The sequence below is a fragment of the Micromonospora sp. NPDC049049 genome (assembly GCF_040649115.1).
GTDB lineage: Bacteria > Actinomycetota > Actinomycetes > Mycobacteriales > Micromonosporaceae > Micromonospora.
Genome location: NZ_JBEZEX010000023.1, coordinates 1 through 21,119, shown reverse-complemented (window position 1 = coordinate 21,119; position 21,119 = coordinate 1). Strand labels below are relative to the sequence as shown.

Genomic DNA, 21,119 nt, shown 5'->3' with positions numbered 1-21,119 from the left:
TAGCTTTCTAAGGAGAGGAAAACTCGTATTCCTCCCTTCGGGTGCATAAGGAGTCAGTGATGAAGCGCAGTGTCGCGCTCGCGGCAGCCCTCCTCGCAGGTCTGACCAGCATCGGATCGATCCCCGGGGCCGCCTTCGCCGATGGCGGTGGCCCCGGGTACCACGACGACCGCAAGGGGGGTGATCACCACGACGGCGACGAGGGCGCTGTCTTCGTCCAGACCAACAAGGCCGAGGGCAACACCATCAAGGTGTACGACCGCGACGAGGACGGCCGTCTCACCAAGGCGGGCGAGTACGAGACCGGAGGGCTGGGCGGCTTCACCATCGGCGCGCCGCTCGACGCGCTGGCCTCGCAGGGCTCCCTGACCTACCACCGCGGACTGCTGTTCGCCGTGAACGCCGGCAGCAACACAGTGACGGTCTTCGGCGTCGAGGGCACCAGGCTGCACAAGCTCCAGGTCATCTGGTCCGGCGGTCTGCTGCCGGTCAGCGTCGCGGCCCGTGGCGACCTCGTCTACGTCCTCAACGCCGGCGGCGAGGGCTCGGTGCAGGGCTTCGAGCTGCACCAGGGGCGTCTGTCGCGGATCGAGGACGCCAACCGGTCGCTCGGGCTGCACAACGGCAACCCGCCCGCGTTCGCTTCCGCCCCGGCCCAGGTCAAGATCGACCCGGACAGCGAGTTCGTGCTGGTGTCGACGAAGGCCGCCAACGTCATGTTCAGCTACGAGATCGGTCGCAACGGCAAGCTGTCCCGCAACCCCGTCGTCAGCGACGCGGGCAACGCCCCGTTCGGCTTCACCTTCGACACCGATGACTCGTTGCTGGTCACCGAGTCGGGCGCGAACGCGGTCAGCCGGTTCGAGCTGGAGGACGACGGCGCGCTCGACCAGGTCGGCCCGTCGGTGCCCAACGGGCAGCAGGCGACGTGCTGGATCCAGCGTGTCGGCGACTACTTCTTCGTCGCCAACGCCGGCAGCTCCACCATCAGTTCCTACCGGGTCGACGACGACGGCAAGCTCGAACTCGTCAAGAACGTCGCCGCCGACACCAACGGCGGGTCGATCGACATGACCACCAGCGACGGCTTCCTGTACGTGCAGAACGCCACCGCCGGCAACGTGCAGGGCTACAAGGTGCACGACGACGGGTCCCTGAATCTCGTCACCACTGTGGAGGGTCTGCCGAAGTTCACCGACGGCATCGGCATGGAGGGCATCGCCGCCTCCTGAGCGCACCACCCGCTGGTCCCGGTCGTTCGTCGACCGGGACCAGCGTCGTCTTGGTGGGTCGCCGGCCAACGCCTCGTCGTGCCCTGCCAGCGGGTCGAGACTAGGAGGCCAACCGCTCGCGCGCGGTGCGCGTCGGCCGGGGGAGTTCGGCGCTGCCGGCCGACGTGTTGATCTCCGACCAGACGGCGTCGAGGGAGAGCCCGAGGACGTCGGCGATCGCCGCGATGGTCGGGAAGGCGGGGGTGGCTATCCGGCCGGACTCGATCTTTCGAAGGGTCTCTGGCGAGACGCCCGCGTCCAGCGCGGTGAGGAGCATCGAACGCTCTCCACGGGCCCGACGCAGGAGCGCGCCGAGGCGCTGTCCGCGTTCGAGCTCTTCGGGAGTGAGCGGCAACCTGACCATGCCCCGATTCTAGTACCGGGATAATATGGCCGGGATACTTATTGGTCGCCAGAGGAAGGCGCTGCATGATCGAGATCCTGAGCCCCACCGACGTGCTGCGAGCGAAGGACACCGGCGCGTTGGTCGCCAGCATCCTGCGGACGCTGAAGAGTCGCTGCGTGGTCGGCACCAACCTCCTGGACATCGACCGGTGGGCGCAGGCCATGATCACCGAGGCCGGGGCGCAGTCCTGCTACGTCGACTATGAGCCGTCCTTCGGGCGTGGGCCGTTCGGCCACTACATCTGCACGTCGGTGAATGACGCCGTACTGCACGGGTTGCCGTACGACTACCCACTCGCCGACGGGGACCTGCTCTCGCTCGACCTCGCCGTCTCCCACCGTGGAGTCGTCGCGGACTCGGCCATCAGCTTCATCGTGGGCGACGTGCGGCCCCCGGAGAGCGTCGCGTTGATCGACGCGACTGAGCGCGCGTTGCAGGCGGGGATCGCCGCCGCCGGCCCCGGCGTTCCCATCGGTGACATCTCCCACGCGATCGGCTCGGTTCTCACGGCGGCGGGATACTCGGTCAACACGGAGTTCGGCGGCCACGGCGTCGGATCGACGATGCACCAGGATCCGCACGTCTCCAACACCGGGCGCCCCGGTCGCGGCTACCGGCTACGCCCGGGGCTGCTGCTGGCGCTGGAGCCCTGGGTGATGGCGGACACCGCCACGCTGGTCACCGATGCCGACGGCTGGACCCTCCGTAGCGCGACGGGTTGCCGGACGGCGCACAGCGAGCACACCATCGCGATCACCGACGACGGTGCCGAGGTGCTGACCCTGCCGGCGCCCTGACCGACGGCCCGGCGGCCGACCCGCACCCACGGTGGACGATTAACTGGCCGGCCGAGGGGCAGGTCTCTGTGTGGCACCCCTGCGGGTCGCGTTCAGAATGAACCGATCGGTCATATTTTCCGTGATGACGGTCAGGGTCACCCACCAGAGTCGCGGAGGCACGATGTCAACGGTTCGAACTGGTCCGGTCATCGGACTGCTCGTGCAGATCGGCCTGCTGGCCCTGCTGGCGGAGACGGTCGGTCTGGGCGCGGCGGGCTGGTTGGCGGGGCTGGCGTACGGGGTGGTCCTGTGCGCCCTGCTGAGCCGGGGGATGTCCCGCTCGGGCGCGGGTGCGCTCAGCCCGGCCGACCGGGTGACACTGAGCCGGGCGATCCTCGTCGGCGGCGTGACGGCCCTGGCCGCCGACTCGTTCGGCCGGTCGGCGCCGGTCACCCTGATGGTCGTCCTCACCAGCGTGGCGTTGGCCCTCGACGCCGTCGACGGGTACACGGCCCGCCGTACCGGAACCACCAGCGAGCTCGGCGCGCGCTTCGACATGGAGATCGACTCCGTTCTGGTCCTGGTGCTCTGCCTGCACGTGGCCCCCGCGGTGGGTGGCTGGGTGCTCGTGATCGGCGCGATGCGCTACCTCTACGGCGCCGCGACCTGGGTGTTGGAGTGGATGCGGGGATCCGCGCCGCCGCGTTACTGGAGCAAGGTCGTCGCCGCGATCCAGGGCGTCGTGTTGACGGTGGCGATGGCCGACGTGCTGCCCGCGCCGCTGACGACAATGGTGCTGGTGGTGTCGGTGGCGCTGCTGGTCGAGTCGTTCGGGCGGGACGTGACCTGGCTCTGGACGACCCGGCACCGCCGCCGCGCCGTCACCCACGCCACCCCGGCCGCGACGGTCCACGCGGGCAGCTCGGCGAGCCACAGTGCCCCGAGCGCCGCGACGGCGCTGGGCTCGGGCCGGCCGGACGGGCTGCCCTGGTCGGACCGTCCCACGGTTGCCGTTGCCCGACGCGGGACCGCCCGCGTCTGAGCCTCCCGGATGCCGCGACCAACAAAGATCATGGAAGGATGCCCGGGTTGTCGCTCTTGACGCGCGTACGTCAGCTGCCGAGCCAGGGACGGAGGGCTATGGACGTCGAGGTCTCGGACGGCACCGCCGACGGCACGGAGTTCGAGGAGCGGCCGAAACGCTCCATCGCCGCCCGGCTGACGACCGTGCTGGCCGCGCTGCTCGTGCTGCTCGTCCTCACCGTGCCGTACGACTACGGCCGGCTCAGCCCGGCGGCGTTCGCGCGGATCCCCCTGGAGGCGCTACTGGTCGTGGCCCTCCTGCTCGCCCTGCCGTCTCGTGGCAGCCGGATGGTCGCGACGCTCGCCGGCGTGGCTCTCGGCCTGCTCGGCCTGTTGAAGCTGCTCGACCTGGGATTCACCGCGTCGCTGAGCCGGGCGTTCGACCCGGTGCTCGACTGGGCTCTCCTCGACGAGGGGTTCGCCTTCCTCAGCGAGTCGTACGGCCGGCCCGCCGCCATCGGCGCCGCGGTCACCCTGGCGGTGGTGGTCGTGGTCCTGCCGATACTCGTCACGCTGTCGATGCGGCGACTGCGGGGGGTGGTGGTCCGGCACCGCACCGGGACCACCCGGGTCGTTGCCGCGCTGGTGGTCGTCTGGGTAGCCTGCGCCGCGTTCAACGTGCGGGTAGTCGAGGGCGTACCGGTCGCCGACACGTCCGCGACCACCCTGGCCAACGGTCACGGCTTCCAGGTGCGCCTGCGCCTCGACGACCGCGAGACGTTCGGCGCCCTGATCGAGGCCGACACGTTCGGCGACACCCCGGGCGACCAGCTACTGACCGCGCTGCGCGGCAAGAACGTGGTCGTCGCCTTCGTGGAGAGCTACGGCCGGGACGCCGTCGAGGACCCGGAGTTCGCGCCGTGGGTAGGTGCGGTCCTCGACGGCGGCACCAGTCAGCTGAGCGCGGCGGGTTTCGCCGCGCAGAGCGGCTTCCTCACCTCGCCGACCTTCGGTGGCGGCAGTTGGCTCGCGCACGACACACTGCTCTCCGGCCTCTGGATCGACAACGACCAGCGCCACCGCACCCTGCTGGCCAGTGACCGGATGACCCTCAATCGCGCCTTCCAACGCGCGAACTGGCAGACCGTGGGCGTCATGCCCGCCGTCACCAAGCCGTGGCCGGAGGGCTCCTTCTTCGGCTACGACCGGTTCTACGACGCCAGGACGCTCGCGTACCGAGGCCCGAAGTTCAGCTTCGGCACCCCGCCCGACCAGTACACCCTGGCCAGCTGGCAGCGCCTGGAGCAGGCGAAGCGCGACGGCAACGTGATGACCGAGCTGGCGCTGGTGTCGAGTCACGCGCCCTGGACGCCCGTCCCGCCGCTGCTCGACTGGGCCGACGTCGGCGACGGCGCGGTCTACCGTGGGGCCGGCGCGGGCAGGTCCGACGACAAGCGCCGCAACACCGCCCAGATCCGGGCGGACTACCGAAAGTCCATCGAGTACACCCTCGGCGCGCTTATCTCCTACGTGCGGACCTACGGTGACGACGACCTCGTGTTCATCGTCCTCGGTGACCACCAGCCCGCCGCGGTCGTCACCGGCGAGAACGCCAGCCACGACGTGCCGATCTCGATCATCACCCGGGACCGGGCCGTGCTGGACCGGATCTCCGGGTGGGGCTGGCAGGACGGCCTGAAGCCCGGGCCGCAGGCGCCGGTCTGGCGGATGGACGCCTTCCGGGACCGGTTCCTGACCGCCTTCGGACCGTGACCCGGCCACCTCTCCCACGGACTGGACCCAGACAGATGACGGCTAGCACCGACACCAGGATCGCCGCCCTCCGGAGCGACCCGGCCCTGTCCCTGCTGCACCGGTCGCTGGACGTCTACTACGGCGATCCCGAGCGGGACGCGAGGATGGACGCCTTCTACTCCCGTTTCGTCAACGGCGGGGACCTCGTCTTCGACATCGGCTCCCACGTGGGCGATCACATCGCCAGCTTCCGTCGCCTCGGTGCCCGGGTCGTCGCTGTGGAACCGCAGCCGTTGTGTCTGCGCGCCCTGCGGGCGATCTACGCCGACGACGACCGGGTGACAGTGGTCGACGCGGCGTGTGGCGCGCTCCCCGGGCGTACCCGGTTGCACGTCAACTCCGCCAACCCCACAGTGTCCACCGCCTCACCGGATTTCGTCCTCGCGGCGGAGGGCGCGGGCGGGTGGGAGGGCCAGGTGTGGGACACCGACATCGAGGTGGCGGTGGTCACCGTCGACGCGCTGATCGAGACGTACGGCGTGCCGGCCTTCACCAAGATCGACGTTGAGGGCTTCGAGGACGAGGTGCTGGCCGGCCTGAGTCGCCCGCTGCCCGCGCTGTCGTTCGAGTTCACCACCATCGCGCGTGCGGTCGCCGACCGGTGTCTCGATCGCCTGACCGCGCTGGGTTTCGACGGCTTCGACGTCGCGGTGGGCGACGACAAGTCGATGACCTTCCAACGGTGGATGTCCGCGACCGACCTGGCGACGCACCTGCACGACCTGCCGCACGCCGCGAACTCCGGCGACGTGTACTGCGTGTCCGGAAACCAGGCGGTCACCACCGACTGATCGGGCGCTGGCGGTGGCGCGGACCAGCGCGGGATGATCGACGTTCGTCTCGACGTCGAGCCGCGCCACGCGATCGCGGGGAAGAGGGCCGATGACCCCGACACAGCTGCGCGCGTACGTCGCCGTGGTCCGGCTGGGCTCGGTCAAACAGGCCGCCGCGGAGCTTCAGGTCTCCGAGTCGGCGGTGTCGCTGCACATCGCCCAACTGCGCAAGGAGTTCGGCGACAAGCTCTTCGCCCGGACGGCGGCGGGCCTCGCGTTCACAGCGGGTGGGCTGCGGCTGGCCAGTCGGGCGGCGGAACTGCTGGGCCTGCAGGACCGCACCATCCTGGAGGTCAGCGCCGCGACGCGCGGCCGACGGATGCTGCGGGTCGCGGCGTCGAGCCTGTTCGCGGAGTTCGCCGCGCCGGGCCTGATCGAACTCTTCGCGAAGCGCGCCGCCGACCTCGACGTCGAGTTGAGCGTGCGCAACCCGGGGGCGTTCGAGTCGCTGCTGTTGACCCGCGCCGCGGACATCGCGATCGGGCCGCAACCATCGGTCGTCGACAGCGCGATCGACTGCCGGCCGGTGATGAACTACCGGCTCGTGATCGCCGTCGGTCCGGAGCATCCACTGGCCGGCATGGCGGCGTCACCGGGGCAGCTGCGGGAGCAGACCTGGCTGCTCGGGCCGTCGGCCGCCACCGAGTGGGGCGCGGTCCCGGCGCTGCTGCGCCGCCTCGCCGTGCCGGACGAGCGGCAGCAGTTGTTCCAGAGCCACGCGGCCGCGCTGGGGGAGGCCAAGCGGGGCAGGGGGGTGGCGCCGGCCCTCGCGTTCACCGTCGCGCCGGACATCCGTCAGGGCCAGCTCGGGCAGGTGCTGGGGCCGCACGCGACGATGGAGGCGGTGTGGCATGCCCAGGTGCTCGCCACCCCCGGTTCGATGTCGGCAGCCGAGGAGCTGTCGCGCTTCTCGTCGACGCCGAGGGCGATTCAGGCGATGATGCGCGGCGCGGGTGTCAGCGTCGGCCATTTCCGGCCGTCGGTGCACGTGACGCTCTGGAGCTGACGGGCGACGACAAGCAGGTCCTGGAAGGTGCCGGCCGGCAGCATCCGGTCGCAGTAGGGGAGTGCGGCGGCCATCCCGCCGACGCGAGGGGCGAAGCCGGGCGCGCCGGCTCGGGGATTCAACCAGAGGATCCGGTACGCGCGGCGGCTCAGCCGGGCCATCACCGCTGCCAGGTCGGCGGGCGGATCGCTGTCCCACCCGTCCGACCCGACCACCACCACTGCCCCGCGTACGGCCTCCGCGTGGTGGGAGGTGAGCAGGGCGCGCAGGTTCGTGGCGATCCGGGTGCCCCCGTACCGGTCGGTCACGGCGGCGCTGGCCTGTGCGACCGCCTCTGCCGCCGAGGTGTGCCGGAGCACCACTGTGAGCCGGGTCAGCGTCGTGGCGAACGCGAACACCTCCGCGTCGGCGACTACCGCGAACGCCCGCATCAGATGCAGGTACGCGGTGGCCTGCGCCCGCATCGACTCGCTGACGTCACAGAGCAGCACGACCCGGCGTGGCCGCCGTACCGGGCGCGCGCGGACGACCTCTATCGGCTCCCAGCCGGTACGCCGGGACCGGGCGATGGTGGCCCGCAACGCGATCCGGGCACCGGCCGGGCCGACGGTGTGCCGCCGGGTGCGTCGTGTCGGCCAGCCGGCGACGGCCGCGCGCAGGGCGTCGCCGAGTTGCGTGACCTGAGCGGCGTCGAGTTCGTCGAACGGACGGTCGGCGAGCCCGGTGTGGGCGCTCGGGCGCCGCTCGGGTAGTCGCAGCGGGGTGTCGTGTTCGGGGGTCTCGGCGACCACCGGCGGCAGTGTCGCCCAGGGCAGGCCGCCGCCCGGCCCCGCGTCGTCGGTGTCGGCCGGCACCCGGACGTACACGTCGTCGGAACTGTCGGCCGGGGGCGCGGACCGCTGCGGTCGGGGCAACGGTGGTGGGTCCGCGAAGACCGCCGCGAAGACCCGGTCGAACGTGGGCACGTCGGTGTGCCGTCGCACCAGGCTGATCCGAGCGGTCCAGTAGAGCGACGACATCGAGTCGGGCGGGCTGGCGGCGAGCGCACGGACGAAGTCGTCGACGGCGGTCAGCCCGGCCGGAACCCCGGCCCGACGCAGCCGGCTGGCGAGCGCCACCGCGAACGCGGCCCGGTCGACGCCGCGCAGCACGCCCTGGCTCACCGGCGCGCGACCAGCCAGGCGATCACCGCGCCGACCGCGACCAGACCGACGACCACCGGTACGAGGCGCTTGGTGACCGACCCGCCGGCGATGCTGAGCAGGTCGAGCGCCTCCGGCTCGGCGGTTGGCGCGACACGTACGGCATCACCCGACGGCCCGACGGCCGACGACGCGATTCCCGACGGCGCGACCGGCGACGACGCGTCCGGCGGCGGCGGACCTGGCCGTGACGAGAACGGCGACGAGCCGGCGGGTGACGGCGCGACCGGTGACGGCTCGACGGGTGAGGGTGCCACGGCGGCGGTGCTGGGCGTGGTGGCGACCGCCGTGGCGGACGCGGCCGGAGTCGGCTCGATCGGCGCGGTGGACGCCGCCGGGGTTGACTCGGACGCCGCCGGGGTGGGCACGGGCGGCGCGGCGGGCGTGTCCGCCACGGGTTGGGCGTGCGGATGCGGGGCCGGCGGTTCGGCGGCGAGCTTGGCCTCCAGGTTCGCTACGAACTGGGCCAGCAGCTTGCCCGACACCTCCTTGATCATGCCGCTGCCGAACTGGGCCAGCTTGCCGGAGATCTTCAGGTCGGTGTCCACACTGACCAGCGTCCGGTCGCCGTCCGGCCGCAAATGGGCGGTGACCAGAGCGGATGCGGTGCCGGTCGAGCGGGCGTCACGGCCCTTCGCGTCGATCACCCCGCGGTAGGCGGCGTCGTCCTTCTCGACGAAGCGGGCGGTGCCCGCGAACTCCGAGACGACCGGTCCGACCTTGACCCGCACCCGGCCCTGGTAGATGTCGCCGTCGACGTCGGTCAGCTGGGCGCCCGGCAGGCACGGCGCGAGCCCTTCCAGGTCGGTGAGCACCGCCCAGGCCCGGTCGATCGGAACGGTGACCGCGAACTCGTTGGTGATCTTCATGGTGGACTCTCCTGGTAGGCGCCGAGTGCGGCGGCGACCACGGCGCGGTCGTCGGGGGTCTTGGCGATGGTGCCGATGGTCTGCGCGACACCGTCGGCGGCCAGGTCGGTGACGGCCAGCACGGACAGCGCGCCCACCCAGTCGATGGTCTCCGCCAGGCCGGGCGCCTTCTCCAACTCCCGGTGGCGTACGCCGCCGACGAACTGCACTGCCGTCTGGATCAGCGGCCCGGCCGCGCCCGGTACGGCCCGGCGGACGATCTCCACGGCGCGGGCCGGTTCGGGGTACTCGATCCAGTGGTAGAGGCAGCGGCGGCGCAGCGCGTCGTGCAACTCCCGGCTGCGGTTGGAGGTGAGCACCACGACCGGTGGCGTGCGGGCGGTGAAGGTGCCGAGTTCGGGGATCGTGATGCCGGCCTCGCCGAGGAACTCGAACAGCAGCGCCTCGAACTCGTCGTCGGCCCGGTCGATCTCGTCGATCAGCAGCACCGGCGGGACCGGCCCACTGTGGCGTACAGCCCGCAGGATCGGCCGTTCCTGAAGGTACTCGGCGCTGAACAGGTCCGCGTCGGTGAGCCGGGTGTGGTGCGCCTCGGCGAGCCGGATCGCCAACAGTTGCCGCTGGTAGTTCCACTCGTAGAGCGCCTCGCCGGCGGTGAGCCCCTCGTAGCACTGCAACCGGATCAGCGGTGTCTCCAACGCGAGGGCCAACGCCTTCGCGGCGGTGGTCTTGCCGACCCCCGGCTCGCCCTCCAGCAGCAGCGGCCGACCGAGGCGCAAGGCCAGGAACAGGGCCATCGCCATGCCGTCGTCGACCAGGTAGTCGACGGCGTCGAGGCGGTGCCGGACGGCCTGGGCGTCCTTCATGCCTCGCCCGCCAGCAGGCGCTCGTAGTCGGCCCGGGTGTCCACGTCGATCGGCACCGGCCCGTCGACTGTCACCTCGGTCACCGGGTGACGCCCGGAGTGCAGGAGCTTCCAGACGGCCTTGTCGCCGTGCAGGTCGTACAGCTCGGGCAGGACTTCACGGCCGAAGCGGAAGGGATGGCCCAGGCCGTCCGCGTACCGGCACACGGCCAGCGGGGTGTCCACCGCGGCGACCCCGCGGACGTCCGCGACGCGGACGCCGGGCTGGTCACCGAGGAGCAGCACGAGGGCGTCGGCGCGCGGGTCCACCGCACGCGCGGCGGTGCGCACCGACGACCCGCAGCCGGTGCTGAACGCAGGGTTCTGCACGACCTGGCAGCCGGTCAGGTCCACCCGGTCGCGGATGTCGCCCGCCGCGCCGCCCACTGTGACGAGCAACTGGTCGAAGCCGCACGCGCGGGCCAGGTCGAGGGTGGCGTCGAGCAGCGTCCGCCCCCGGTACGGGAGCAGTTGCTTGGCCTCGCCGAGCCGCACCGACGCTCCAGCGGCGAGCACCACGCCGGTCAGGAACACCTGTCACGCCGCCGTGAAAGTCGCGAGGCAACCGGCGCAGCAGAACCAGAAGTCCTGCCCGTCGACGCGCGTGTGCGGCGTCTCTGCCCCGACCAGCACCGTCATCCCACACACCGGGTCGACGGCCTGCTGCGGTCGGGCGGCCGGCGCGCCGGAGGCCGGGGCCAACCCGTCCACCCGGATGGCCCGGACCACCTCACCCATGATCGCCAGGGCGATCTCCGCCGGCGTACGCGCGCCGATCTCCAGCCCGGCCGGGGTGTGGACGCGGGCACGTTCCGCGTCGGTGAGGCCCAGCTCGTCGAGCAGGGCCACGCCGCGTCTGCCACTGGCGACGACCGCGATGAACCCGACGCCGGCGTCGAGCGCGGCCCGGATCGCCTCCGGCTCGCCCTTGCCCAACCCGGCCACCACCACGGCGGTGCAGCCCGTGCTGTCGTCGGCGATGACGACGTCGAAGTCGAGGAACGCGGCCAGGGTCTTCACGGCGGCGCTGATCGGGGTGTCACCGACCACGCGCAGCGCCGGCGCCGGCAGCATCGGCCGGAGGAAGACCTCGATCGCCCCACCGGAGTGGCACGGGTTCACCACCACCCGCGCCCCCGGCGTCTCCGGGAACGGGGTCGCGCCTTCCGGCAGCACCCGCAGCAGCAGGGCGGTGCCGTCGCGCAGAGCGTCGAGGGCTGCCGCCCGCACCGAACTCTCCGCGCACACCCCGCCCACGAAGCCCTCGATCGAGCCGTCGGACCGGATCACCGCGTCGTCGCCCGGTCGGGCCGACGTCGGATCCTGCGCGCGGACCACTGTGGCGTGGACGAACGGCTCCCGGGTGTCGGTCAGCTCCCGGGCGCGTTCGGCGATGGTGGTCATCCTCGGCTCCTCAGATCGGCGGCCGGGCCTGGCCGCGCATCGCATCCCAGACCCGCGACGGCGTCAGCGGCATATCGGCGTGGCGGACGCCGAAGGGCTTCAGGGCGTCGATGACCGCGTTGACGATCGCGGGCGGCGACCCCACGGTGGCGGACTCGCCCACGCCCTTCGCGCCGATCGGGTGGTGCGGCGACGGCGTGACGGTGAACCCGGTCTCCCAGTCGGGCACTTCGAGGGACGTCGGGATCAGGTAGTCCATCAGGGACGCGCCGAGGCAGTTGCCGTCCTCGTCGAACGCGATCATCTCCATCAGCGCCATGCCGACCCCGTCGGTCAGGCCGCCGTGCACCTGCCCCTCGATGATCATCGGGTTGATCCGGGTGCCGCAGTCGTCGACCGCGATGAACCGTCGGACCTTCACCTGCGCGGTGCCGGGGTCGATGTCGACCACGCAGATGTACGCGCCGTGCGGATAGGTCAGGTTCGACGGGTTGTAGCAGATCTGCGCCTCCAGGCCACCCTCGATGCCCTCGGGCAGGTCGCCCGCACCGTGTGCGCGCAGGGCGATGTCCTGGATCGTGACGGACCTGCCCGGGTCACCGGCGACGTGGAACGCGCCCTTCTCCCACTCCAGGTCGGCGACCGACACCTCGAGCATCCCCGAGGCGATGATCCGGGCCTTGTCGCGAACCTTCCGGGCCACCAGAGCCGCCGCCGCGCCCGAGACGGGCGTCGAACGGCTGCCGTACGTGCCGAGGCCGAACGGCGTGTTGTCGGTGTCGCCGTGCAGCACCTCGATGTCCGCCGGTGGGATCCCGATCTCCTCGGCGACGATCTGCGCGAACGTCGTCTCGTGGCCCTGACCCTGCGACTGCACGCTGAGGCGTACCACTGCCTTCCCGGTCGGGTGGACGCGCAGCTCGCAACCGTCGGCCATGCCCAGCCCGAGGATGTCCATGTCCTTGCGCGGCCCGGCGCCGACGGCCTCGGTGAAGAACGCGATGCCGATGCCCATCAGCTCGCCCCGGGCCCGTTTCTCGGCCTGCTCGCGGCGCAGCTCGTCGTAGCCGGCCATCTCCATCGCCAGCCGCATCGTCGGCTCGTAGTTGCCCGAGTCGTACACCCAGCCGGTCTTCGTCGTGTACGGGAACTGCTCCGGCTGGATGAAGTTCTTCAACCGCAGCTCGGCCGGGTCCATGCCGAGTTCGTCGGCGAGGCAGTCGACGATCCGCTCGACCAGGTAGACCGCCTCGGTGATGCGGAACGAGCAGGCGTACGCGACGCCACCGGGTGCCTTGTTGGTGTAGACCGCCGTCATCTTGCAGTACGCGGCCTCGATGTCGTAGCTGCCGGTGAAGACCCCGAAGAAACCCGCCGGGTACTTCACCGGGGCGGCGGTGCCGTTGAACGCGCCGTGGTCGGCCAGCACGTTGGTGCGGATGCCGAGGATCCGGCCGTCGCGGGTAGCGGCGATCTCCCCGCGCATGATGTAGTCGCGGGCGAAACCGGTGCTGATCAGGTTCTCCGAGCGGTCCTCCATCCACTTCACCGGCTTGCCGGTCACGATCGAGGCGACGATCGCGCAGACGTACCCGGGGTAGATCGGCACCTTGTTGCCGAACCCGCCGCCGATGTCCGGCGAGATCACCTGGATCTTGTGCTCGGGCAGGCCCGCCACGATGGCGTAGAGGGTGCGGTGCGCGTGCGGGGCCTGGGTGGTCGACCAGAGTCGCAGTTTGCCGTCGACCGCGTCGTAGTCGGCGACCGCCCCACACGTCTCCATCGGCGCCGGGTGCACCCGGGGGTAGACGAGATCCTGGCTGACCACGACGTCCGCGCGGGCGAAGACCGCCTCAGTGGCCGCCTCGTCGCCGGTCTCCCAGTCGAAGCAGTGGTTGTTCGTCTTGCCGTCCAGATCGTCGCGGATCAGCGGTGCGTCCGACTCCAACGCCCGGCGCGCATCGATCACCGGGTCGAGGACGTCGTACTCGACGTCGATCAGCTCCAGTGCGTCACGTGCCGCGTAGCGGTCGTCGGCGACGACGAACGCCACCTCCTGGCCCTGGAACCGCACCTTGTCGGTGGCGAGCACGGCCTGCACGTCGTTGGAGAGCGTCGGCATCCAGGCCAGGTTCTGCTGCGCCAGCATCGCACCGGTCACCACCGCCCGCACCCCGGGCGACGCCTCGGCGGCACTGGTGTCGATGCTGACGATCCGGGCGTGCGCCACCGGCGACCGGAGGATCGCGAGGTGCAGCATGCCGGGCAGTTGGACGTCGTCGACGTACCGACCACGACCACGCAGGAAGCGCGGGTCCTCCTTGCGCAGCATCCGGCCGTACCCGACGGGCTTCTGGTCGTTGTCGTGGAACGTGTCCACGCGCTCGTGCACAGTGGTCATGCGACGGCCTCCGCGGGCTGGCCGGCGTTGTCGATCTCGCCAGCCTCGGTCGATTCGGTGGTCTCGGTGACCTGGGCCGCGGCCTGCGCCTCGGCCACGGCGGCCCAGCGGACCGAGCGCACGATGGTGGCGTAACCGGTGCACCGACAGATCTGACCCGAGATCGCCTCCCGGATCTCCGTCTCGCTCGGGTCGGGGTTGCGGTCGAGCAGCGCCCGCGCGGTCATCATCATCCCCGGGGTGCAGAAACCGCACTGCAGACCGTGGCACTGCATGAACCCCTGCTGGATCGGGTCCAGCTCGGCGCCCTTGGCGAGGCCCTCGACGGTACGCACCTGGTGGCCGCCGGCCATCGCCGCGAGCACCGTGCACGACTTCACCGGCTCGCCGTCGAGCCAGACCACGCAGGTGCCGCAGTTGCTGGTGTCGCAGCCCCAGTGCGTGCCGGTCAGACCCAGCACGTCGCGCAGGAAGTGCACCAGCAGCAGTCGGCCCTCGATCTCCCGGGTGACCTCGACGTCGTTGACGGTCATGGTGACCTGCATGCTCAGCTCCTCGCCCGTTCGACGGCCCGGCGCAGGGTCCGCCGGGTCAGCTCGGCGGCCAGATGCCGCTTGTAGTCCGCGCTGCCGCGCTGGTCGGTCACCGGGTCGCAACTGTCCGCGGCGATCGCCCCGGCCTGCTCGTAGAGGCTCTCCGAGGGTTCCTGCCCGCGCAGCGACGCCGAGATCGCCGGGATGCCGGTGGTGTTGGGGCCGACCGCCGCGAGCCCGACCCGGGCGTCGACGATCGCGCCGCCGTCGAGCCACACCGCCGCGCCGGCCGACACCACGGCCCAGTCGCCGGCCCGGCGCTCGACCTTGGCGTACGCGCTGCCACAGCCGGGCCGTACCGGTAGCCGGATCTCGACCAGGATCTCGTCATCGGCGACGGCCGTCTCGTACGGCCCGACGTGGAACTCCTCCATCGACACGACCCGCTCCGTGCCGCCCGGGCCACGGATCACGCACCGCGCGTCCAGCGTCGTGCAGACCGCCGACAGGTCCTCGGACGGGTCGGCCTGGCACAGCGAGCCGCCCAGCGTGCCCCGGTTGCGCACCACCGGGTCGGCGATCACCCGTTCGGCGTCGGCGAAGATCGGGAACGCCGTCGCCAGCACGGGGGATTCGAGGAGCTCCCGATGCCGGGTCAGCGCACCGATGCGGACCTCGTCGGGGCCCGCCTCGACGTAGCCCAACTCGCCGTGCAGGTCGTTGATGTCGATCAGATAGTCGAAGTTGGCCAGCCGGAGCTTCATCATCGGCAACAGGCTGTGCCCGCCGGCGATCAGGCGGGCCGTCCCGCCCAACCGCTCCAGCAGGCTGATCGCATGGTCCACACTGGTGGCTCGCTCGTACTCGAACGGTGCCGGCACCTGCATGTCGCACCTCCGTAGTCCGGCAGAATCTCTGCCCGGCGGGGGTCAAAGTCAACGGTGACCTAAGCAGTTGCTTAGGTCACCGTTGACGGTGCCGCCGGGGCTCGCGGATCGTGCGGCCATGCGGGACATCGTCGACGGGCTGGCCGGCTGGCGTGCGGAGGGCGTCGCGTTCGCCGTCGCGACCGTCGCGCGGACCTGGCAGTCCGCGCCCCGGCAACCTGGCGCGGCGATGGCCGTCTCGGCGAACGGCGACGTGGTGGGCAGCATCTCGGGCGGCTGCGTCGAGGGTGCCGTCTACGAACTCTGCCGGGCCGCGATCCAGACCGGCACGGCGCACACCCAGACCTTCGGCGTCAGCGACGACGACGCGTTGGACGTCGGGCTGACCTGCGGCGGCACCATCCAGGTCCTGGTGCAACCGAGCGTGGCGATGGCCGAGTTCGACGAGGTCCTCGCCGCGATCCGCGACGGCCGTCCGGTCGCCACCGCATCGGTCGAGAACGGCCAGCTGGTGATCTGGCCGGATCGGGTCGCGGGCAGCCTCGGCGCACCCGATCTGGACGACGCGGCGGCCCGGCAGGCGACCGGGATGCTCGCGCTCGGCGTGACCGGCACGATCCACCTGGGCCAACAGGGGCAGCAGCGCGGCGACGAGGTGGCCGTGTTCGTCCAGTCGTACGTGCCGCCACCCCGGATGATCATCTTCGGCGCGATCGACTTCGCCGCCGCGATGGCCCGGATCGGCAAGTTCCTCGGCTACCACGTGACGGTCTGCGACGCCCGCCCGGTGTTCGCCACCCGTGCGCGCTTCCCGGACGTCGACGACCTCGTCGTCCGCTGGCCGCACGCGTACCTGGAGTCGACGACCGTCGACGACCGCACGGTGCTCTGCGTGCTGACCCACGACCCCAAGTTCGACGTGCCGCTGCTCCAGGTCGCCTTCGCCACACCGGCCCGTTACATCGGCGCGATGGGCAGCCGACGTGCCCACGACGATCGGATACGCCGGTTGCGCGAGGCGGGTGTCCCGGAGAGCGCGCTGGCCCGACTCCGCTCACCGATCGGGCTGGACCTGGGCGCGCGGACACCAGAGGAGACGGCCGTGGCGATCGCCGCCGAGATCACGGCCCAGACCTGGGGCGGCACGGGACGCCCGCTCAGCGACCTGGCGACCCCGATCCACCACACCTGACCGAGGGCCGCCTCGTCGGCGCGGTCCGGTCCCGTCGATCATGGAGTTGTGGTGCCGAACTTCGCCCTGTAGAAGCTACTTTGGCACCCACCACAACTGCATGATCGTCGAGGCAGGGCAGGTTGACGGTCCGGCCCGGCGCGTCGGGTCGCGTACGCTCCGCGGATGGACCTCGATGATCTTCCGCTTGCCGAGTTCGCGTTTCCGGGGCCACTGCGGGACAAGCTCGTGGGCGCGATCCTGTCCGGGGCCAAGACCTCGACGACGGGCCTGCTGATCGGGTACGAGTGTGCGAACGAGCCACTGCCCGAGGTGGGTCAACTGTCGGCCGTGGTGGACTCCGCCGGCCGCCGGGTCGCGGCCATCGAGCTGACCGACGTACGGGTGGTCCGGCTCGCCGACGTCGACCTGCCACACGCCCTGGCCGAGGGGGAGGGCGACGAGTCGGTGGCGCAGTGGCGTGCGGGGCACGAGACGTTCTGGCACAGCGCCGAGGTACGCGCCGAGTTGGGCGAACCCGACTTCACGGTGGACGACGACACCCTGGTGGTGACCGAGCGCTTCCGGCTGGTGCACATCGCCTGACCTGCAACGCCCACTGTGCACTGTTGATCAGCGGACGGCGCGATCGTCGACGGTCACCTATGCTCGGCGCGTGATCCCCCCGGCACTCGAGATCCGTGGCCTGGTCAAGACCTTCGCGGCGCATCGCGCGGTGGACGGCATCGATCTGACCGTGCGTTCCGGCACCTTCCACGGCATCGTCGGGCCCAACGGCGCCGGCAAGTCCACCACCATCGGAATGGCCGTCGGCCTGGTCACCCCGGACTCCGGGGAGATCCGGATCCTCGGCCACGACGCGCTGCGCGAGCGCGGCCTGACCCGCGCGCTGACCGGCGTGCTGCCCGACGGCCTCGACTTCCCGGAGCGCCTCACCGGCGCCGAACTGCTGCGCTACAGCGCCGGGCTGCGAGGGCTGCCCCGGGCGGAGGCCGCCGAGCGGGCAGCCGAACTGATCGACGTGCTCGGCCTGGTCAAGGGCGCCGGCACCCCGTTGGCCGACTGCTCAACCGGCACCCGCAAGAAGCTCGGCCTCGCCCAGGCGCTGCTGCACGCGCCGCGACTGCTCGTGCTCGACGAACCGTTCGAGGCGGTCGACCCGGTCTCCGCGGCCACCATTCGCCGGGTGCTGCGCCGGTTCGTGGCCGGTGGCGGCACCTGCGTGCTGTCCACCCACTCGATGCTGCTCGTCGAGCAGATGTGCGACGAGGTCACCGTGATCCACCAGGGCCGGGTGGTCGCCGCCGGGTCGGTCGCTGAGGTCGCCGCCGGCAGCAGCCTGGAGGACCGGTTCGTCGAGTTGGTCGGCGCCGAAGCCTCCGGCAGCGCCGGTCTGGACTGGCTGACCGGGGCACGATGAGCGCGCAATCCACCGTCCCCGCAGGGCGGGGCGGCACCCTCGGCGCGATCACGGTACCGGCCCGGATGCGCGCGACGATGTTCCGTCGCTCGCTGCGCGAACACCCTGGCCCCGCGGTGGCCGGCCTGGTCGGTCTGCTCGCCGCCGCCTGGTTGATCCGGTACGCGCTCAACGGTGACCAGCACACTCTCGGCCTGCTCGCCGGGGCGTGGGTTCTCGGCTGGATCGTCCTGCCGCTGCTGCTCGGCGGCGGGCGTGGCCGGGTCCGCCCGGCCCACCTGCGGTTGGAGCCGATCGGCGGTGTCCCGGCCGCGATCGGCCTGCTCGCCGCGTCGGCGATCGGGGTCGGCCCGGCCGTCTCGCTGATCGCACTCGCCGCGCTGCCGGTGCACGCCGCCCGGTACGGCACCGTCGCGGTCCTCGTCACCGCCGTCGGCGCTGTGCTGCTCTGGCTGCTCGGGCTGATCGGCTCGGCCATCGCGCTGGAGGTCGTCGGCCACGCCGGTGGTCCCGCCGGGGCGCTGCTCACCGGCGTCTTCACCGGTACGGCGATGGGTGTCGCCGGGTCGCTCTGGGCCGTCTTCCCATGGGTGTCGGTACTGCTCGTGGCAGCGCCGCAGAACGTGGTCAGGGCCATGGCGTACGTGCCGAGCGGCTGGCCGGTCACCGCCGTGACCGGACCAACCGGGCAAGGGGTGCGCCTGATGGCGGCCCTGATGGGCATCGTCGCGCTCTGCGCCGCCGCGTACATCATGCTCGTCCGAAGGGTGATCGCCACCGGCGTGCCGTTCCGGCCGCGCCGGACCACGGCGGCGTCACCGGCCACGGCAGAGCGGGAGTGGTCGGGGTGGGTGCCGGCCGCGACGCGGGCGGTCGTCGGCCGCGAGTTGCGGTCCTGGATGCGGCACCCGCTGCGGTTGCAGTATCTGGCGTTCGCTGTGGTGTACGGGGCGTTGCTCGCCGGGCTGCCGCTGCTGTCGGACGTGGACCTGCTGTTGCCGTGGGCCGGAACGCTCGCCGTGCTCGGCGCGGCGGCGATGTCGGCCGGGCTGGTCGGGCTGGACGGCACCGCGTTGTGGCTGCCGTTCACCACACCGGGCGGTGAACGGGCCGAGGTCCGGGGACGTGCCCTGGCCTGGCTGGTGCTGGTCACTCCGATCGGCGTGCTGCTCACCGTCGTCGGCATCATCCTCGCCCCCGACGTCGACCCGCTGGCCGCGCTCTCCACCCTGCCGGCCCTGCTCGGCGCGGGCGCGTCGGTGCCGGTGTGGGTGTCGCTGCTGCGCGTACGCCCGGTGGCCGACCCGCGGCACCCCACTGCGGCTGACAACCCGACCGACATCGTCAGCGTGCTGGTCGCCACCGCTGCCGGGCTGCTCGCCGCCGCGCCGGTGCTCGCCCTGATGATCTGGGGTCCGCCGGAGGCGGCACCGCTGCTACCGGTGGTCGGGCTGCTGTCCGGCGTGGCGACCTGGTGGGGTGGCTTGTGGTTGGCCGACGAGCGGCTCGCCCAGCGCGGCACGACGGTGCTCGCCGCGGCAGGTCAGCGGAGCCGGCCCCCGGAGGCGGCGCTCCCGCTGACCTGGGACGTGCAGTGGTATCGGGAGAACACGTCGACAGCGTGGGCGCTGGGGTTGCTGACGGTCGGGTGGATCCCGGTGATCCCGCAGGGGCTGATGCCGCTGGCGTTCGGAATCGACAGCGGGTGGATCGTGGCCGGTCACCTGAGCGGCAGCGCGCACACGGCGGTCGGGTTGGCGATGGTCGGTCTGGGCGTCGCGATGCTGCTCACCGGCCTGGTGCTGTGGGATCGCCGACCGCAACCGGGCAGCCCCTGATCCACAGCTCTACAGCGGCGCGCTACAGCATCGCCAGAGGGGCCAGGGGTATGCCGTCGTAACGATCACTCGCGCGCATCGCCGCCCCTGAACAGCGGACTTCGCCGCCGCTGGGGAGTCGTCAGGATCTCGGGGCCGGAGCTGGTCTTCGTAACCTTGGTCCGCCAGACTGCGCGGTATGGGTGATCGTTGGCGCCGGTGGGCGTGGGTCGGGGTGCTCGTCATCGGGCTGATCCTTTATCTGGCGGTGCTGCGGACCCTGGTCAGCACCAAGAATCCGAACTTCGTACCGGCGTTGATCCTGCTCGGGGCGACGTTGGTGCCGTTGACGTTCCTGACGTTCGCGCAGGCCCGGACCGGGCGCTGGCAGGTGCCGGCTTCGGTGTTGGTGACGTCGGCGTTCTTCGGCGGTGTGATCGGCACTGTGGTCGCCGGCACCCTGGAGTACGACACCCTGCGCGGCCTCGGCACCCTGCCGATGCTGTTCGTCGCGTTGATCGAGGAGTCGGCGAAGCTGATCGTCCCGGTGGTGCTGCTGTTCACGGTGGTGGCCCAGCGTCGTCGCCGAGTGCCCTCCGACGGGCTGATCATCGGCATCGCCGCCGGCATGGGGTTCGCCGCGCTGGAGACGATGGGCTACGCGTTCAGCGCGCTGCTGAGTTCGCAGGGCAACATCGGCGCGGTGGAGCAGACGCTCTTCATCCGGGGTCTGACGGCGCCCGCCGGTCACACCGCCTGGACCGGGCTGACCGCAGGCGCGCTCTGGGCGTTGCTGGCGAGCCCGAGCGTCGCCCGGCTCTTCGGGTTCATCGGCACGTTCCTGGGTGTCGTCGTCCTGCACACCCTCTGGGACACGTTCTCCGGTTCGCTGGTCTTCGTCGTGTTGGCGATCATCAGCATCGGCTGGTTGTTCTGGGAGCTGCGCCGCTACCGGACCTTCAGCGATCAACACGTCGGCCAGCTACAGCCGCACTGACCAACGCCGTACCCCATGCCTCTCCCGGCCCGTACCGAAGGGCTGGGGGAGGCATGTCTGTTGGTGATCTCGCTGCGGCCGGGCCGGCACCTCAACTAACGTCAGAGTGTTCATATTTGGCGGGATTGGTCGGGAAGGTGCGGCGATGGGGGTGCGCAGCTGGTTCGAGGGCTGGCCGGTCTATCGCCAGCTCGCCGGCACGGACCCGCTGGGCCGGGGTGCCGCGGCGAAGTCCGACGGGTCCCGCGCGCTGACCGCCCGCACGGATGACGCCGATTCGATGGCCCGGTCTGTCTGCCCGTACTGCGCTGTGGGGTGTGGTCAGCGGGTGTTCGTCAAGGACGGGCGGGTCAGCCAGAT

20 protein-coding genes and 1 pseudogene are annotated in these 21,119 nt (G+C 71.4%); 12 read left to right on the top strand and 9 right to left on the bottom strand.

What is annotated here, in order from left to right:
* Positions 1 to 59: 59 nt before the first annotated feature.
* Positions 60 to 1,232, top strand: coding sequence for a beta-propeller fold lactonase family protein (locus AB0B68_RS22410; protein WP_357208263.1), 1,173 nt, complete (start codon positions 60 to 62; stop codon positions 1,230 to 1,232).
* Positions 1,233 to 1,332: 100 nt separating this feature from the next.
* Here the strand turns inward: AB0B68_RS22410 and AB0B68_RS22405 are convergent, their stop codons facing one another.
* The gene (locus AB0B68_RS22405) at positions 1,333 to 1,635 is read right to left on the bottom strand and encodes a helix-turn-helix transcriptional regulator (protein WP_357195977.1); all 303 of its coding nucleotides are present in this window, start codon (positions 1,633 to 1,635) and stop codon (positions 1,333 to 1,335) included.
* 65 nt (positions 1,636 to 1,700) lie between these two features.
* Here AB0B68_RS22405 and map point away from each other — a divergent pair, with 65 nt between their 5' ends.
* From map to AB0B68_RS22380, 5 genes and pseudogenes are all read left to right on the top strand, one after another.
* Positions 1,701 to 2,474 carry a type I methionyl aminopeptidase gene (gene map, locus AB0B68_RS22400; protein ID WP_357195974.1) on the top strand — a complete coding sequence of 258 codons (774 nt, stop codon included), beginning with the start codon at positions 1,701 to 1,703 and terminating at the stop codon, positions 2,472 to 2,474.
* Between the two features lie 163 nt (positions 2,475 to 2,637).
* Positions 2,638 to 3,312 (top strand): annotated as a pseudogene (locus tag AB0B68_RS22395) (CDP-alcohol phosphatidyltransferase family protein); the annotation flags it as partial.
* Positions 3,313 to 3,596: 284 nt separating this feature from the next.
* On the top strand, positions 3,597 to 5,252 hold the full coding sequence (locus tag AB0B68_RS22390) for a sulfatase-like hydrolase/transferase (RefSeq protein ID WP_357195971.1): 1,656 nt from the start codon (positions 3,597 to 3,599) through the stop codon (positions 5,250 to 5,252).
* Positions 5,253 to 5,287: 35 nt separating this feature from the next.
* A complete protein-coding gene (locus AB0B68_RS22385) occupies positions 5,288 to 6,085 on the top strand; it encodes an FkbM family methyltransferase (protein WP_357262355.1) in 798 nt (265 codons plus the stop codon).
* 91 nt (positions 6,086 to 6,176) lie between these two features.
* On the top strand, positions 6,177 to 7,133 hold the full coding sequence (locus AB0B68_RS22380; RefSeq protein WP_355006540.1) for a LysR family transcriptional regulator: 957 nt from the start codon (positions 6,177 to 6,179) through the stop codon (positions 7,131 to 7,133).
* Here AB0B68_RS22380 and AB0B68_RS22375 read toward each other — a convergent pair.
* The 8 genes from AB0B68_RS22375 to AB0B68_RS22340 are packed head-to-tail and all read right to left on the bottom strand — an operon-like array spanning position 7,058 to position 15,333.
* Positions 7,058 to 8,296, bottom strand: a complete 1,239-nt coding sequence (locus tag AB0B68_RS22375) for a VWA domain-containing protein (RefSeq protein WP_357262352.1) — start codon at positions 8,294 to 8,296, stop codon at positions 7,058 to 7,060. The two genes, AB0B68_RS22380 and AB0B68_RS22375, sit on opposite strands and share 76 nt — an antisense overlap.
* Positions 8,293 to 9,204 carry an SRPBCC domain-containing protein gene (locus AB0B68_RS22370; protein ID WP_357262349.1) on the bottom strand — a complete coding sequence of 304 codons (912 nt, stop codon included), beginning with the start codon at positions 9,202 to 9,204 and terminating at the stop codon, positions 8,293 to 8,295. Before AB0B68_RS22370 ends, AB0B68_RS22375 begins: the two co-directional genes overlap by 4 nt.
* Complete coding sequence (locus AB0B68_RS22365; protein ID WP_357195958.1) at positions 9,201 to 10,070, bottom strand: MoxR family ATPase; 870 nt, start codon at positions 10,068 to 10,070, stop codon at positions 9,201 to 9,203. Before AB0B68_RS22365 ends, AB0B68_RS22370 begins: the two co-directional genes overlap by 4 nt.
* Positions 10,067 to 10,642: a nucleotidyltransferase family protein gene (locus AB0B68_RS22360; RefSeq protein WP_357195955.1), complete on the bottom strand. Its 576-nt coding sequence runs from the start codon at positions 10,640 to 10,642 to the stop codon at positions 10,067 to 10,069. Before AB0B68_RS22360 ends, AB0B68_RS22365 begins: the two co-directional genes overlap by 4 nt.
* Before the next feature lie 3 nt (positions 10,643 to 10,645).
* Entirely contained in the window at positions 10,646 to 11,512 is an 867-nt protein-coding gene (locus AB0B68_RS22355) for an XdhC family protein (protein WP_357195952.1), read from the bottom strand.
* A 10-nt stretch (positions 11,513 to 11,522) separates the two neighbouring features.
* Entirely contained in the window at positions 11,523 to 13,913 is a 2,391-nt protein-coding gene (locus AB0B68_RS22350; protein ID WP_355006546.1) for an aerobic carbon-monoxide dehydrogenase large subunit, read from the bottom strand.
* Positions 13,910 to 14,458, bottom strand: a complete 549-nt coding sequence (locus tag AB0B68_RS22345) for a (2Fe-2S)-binding protein (protein WP_357195947.1) — start codon at positions 14,456 to 14,458, stop codon at positions 13,910 to 13,912. The genes AB0B68_RS22350 and AB0B68_RS22345 overlap by 4 nt, the downstream gene beginning before the upstream one ends.
* Before the next feature lie 2 nt (positions 14,459 to 14,460).
* Positions 14,461 to 15,333, bottom strand: coding sequence for a xanthine dehydrogenase family protein subunit M (locus tag AB0B68_RS22340; RefSeq protein WP_357262346.1), 873 nt, complete (start codon positions 15,331 to 15,333; stop codon positions 14,461 to 14,463).
* 118 nt (positions 15,334 to 15,451) lie between these two features.
* On the opposite strand from AB0B68_RS22340, the gene AB0B68_RS22335 reads away from it, so the two are divergent.
* From AB0B68_RS22335 to AB0B68_RS22310, 6 genes are all read left to right on the top strand, one after another.
* On the top strand, positions 15,452 to 16,525 hold the full coding sequence (locus tag AB0B68_RS22335) for an XdhC family protein (protein WP_357262343.1): 1,074 nt from the start codon (positions 15,452 to 15,454) through the stop codon (positions 16,523 to 16,525).
* Between the two features lie 165 nt (positions 16,526 to 16,690).
* Positions 16,691 to 17,110 (top strand): ASCH domain-containing protein, encoded by a 420-nt coding sequence (locus tag AB0B68_RS22330; RefSeq protein WP_357262340.1) that lies wholly within the window; start codon positions 16,691 to 16,693, stop codon positions 17,108 to 17,110.
* A gap of 70 nt (positions 17,111 to 17,180) precedes the next feature.
* Positions 17,181 to 17,945, top strand: coding sequence for an ABC transporter ATP-binding protein (locus tag AB0B68_RS22325; RefSeq protein WP_355006552.1), 765 nt, complete (start codon positions 17,181 to 17,183; stop codon positions 17,943 to 17,945).
* Positions 17,942 to 19,783, top strand: a complete 1,842-nt coding sequence (locus AB0B68_RS22320) for a hypothetical protein (RefSeq protein WP_357262337.1) — start codon at positions 17,942 to 17,944, stop codon at positions 19,781 to 19,783. The genes AB0B68_RS22325 and AB0B68_RS22320 overlap by 4 nt, the downstream gene beginning before the upstream one ends.
* Positions 19,784 to 19,961: 178 nt before the next feature.
* Positions 19,962 to 20,759 (top strand): PrsW family intramembrane metalloprotease, encoded by a 798-nt coding sequence (locus AB0B68_RS22315; protein WP_357195932.1) that lies wholly within the window; start codon positions 19,962 to 19,964, stop codon positions 20,757 to 20,759.
* A gap of 145 nt (positions 20,760 to 20,904) precedes the next feature.
* Positions 20,905 to 21,119, top strand: a 215-nt coding sequence (locus AB0B68_RS22310; protein ID WP_357262334.1) for a hypothetical protein, incomplete at its 3' end; no start/stop codon positions are given.

Excerpts from the sequence above, each read along its gene's own strand:
- AB0B68_RS22320 (WP_357262337.1), top strand. The coding sequence starts at position 17,942 with ATGAGCGCGCAATCCACCGTCCCCGCAGGGCGGGGCGGCACCCTCGGC.
- AB0B68_RS22410 (WP_357208263.1), top strand. The coding sequence starts at position 60 with ATGAAGCGCAGTGTCGCGCTCGCGGCAGCCCTCCTCGCAGGTCTGACC.
- AB0B68_RS22390 (WP_357195971.1), top strand. The coding sequence starts at position 3,597 with ATGGACGTCGAGGTCTCGGACGGCACCGCCGACGGCACGGAGTTCGAG.
- AB0B68_RS22340 (WP_357262346.1), bottom strand. The coding sequence starts at position 15,333 with ATGCAGGTGCCGGCACCGTTCGAGTACGAGCGAGCCACCAGTGTGGAC.
- AB0B68_RS22330 (WP_357262340.1), top strand. The coding sequence starts at position 16,691 with ATGGACCTCGATGATCTTCCGCTTGCCGAGTTCGCGTTTCCGGGGCCA.
- AB0B68_RS22370 (WP_357262349.1), bottom strand. The coding sequence starts at position 9,204 with ATGAAGATCACCAACGAGTTCGCGGTCACCGTTCCGATCGACCGGGCC.
- AB0B68_RS22365 (WP_357195958.1), bottom strand. The coding sequence starts at position 10,070 with ATGAAGGACGCCCAGGCCGTCCGGCACCGCCTCGACGCCGTCGACTAC.
- AB0B68_RS22355 (WP_357195952.1), bottom strand. The coding sequence starts at position 11,512 with ATGACCACCATCGCCGAACGCGCCCGGGAGCTGACCGACACCCGGGAG.
- AB0B68_RS22385 (WP_357262355.1), top strand. The coding sequence starts at position 5,288 with ATGACGGCTAGCACCGACACCAGGATCGCCGCCCTCCGGAGCGACCCG.
- AB0B68_RS22380 (WP_355006540.1), top strand. The coding sequence starts at position 6,177 with ATGACCCCGACACAGCTGCGCGCGTACGTCGCCGTGGTCCGGCTGGGC.
- AB0B68_RS22405 (WP_357195977.1), bottom strand. The coding sequence starts at position 1,635 with ATGGTCAGGTTGCCGCTCACTCCCGAAGAGCTCGAACGCGGACAGCGC.
- AB0B68_RS22335 (WP_357262343.1), top strand. The coding sequence starts at position 15,452 with ATGCGGGACATCGTCGACGGGCTGGCCGGCTGGCGTGCGGAGGGCGTC.
- AB0B68_RS22350 (WP_355006546.1), bottom strand. The coding sequence starts at position 13,913 with ATGACCACTGTGCACGAGCGCGTGGACACGTTCCACGACAACGACCAG.
- AB0B68_RS22345 (WP_357195947.1), bottom strand. The coding sequence starts at position 14,458 with ATGCAGGTCACCATGACCGTCAACGACGTCGAGGTCACCCGGGAGATC.
- map (WP_357195974.1), top strand. The coding sequence starts at position 1,701 with ATGATCGAGATCCTGAGCCCCACCGACGTGCTGCGAGCGAAGGACACC.
- AB0B68_RS22315 (WP_357195932.1), top strand. The coding sequence starts at position 19,962 with ATGGGTGATCGTTGGCGCCGGTGGGCGTGGGTCGGGGTGCTCGTCATC.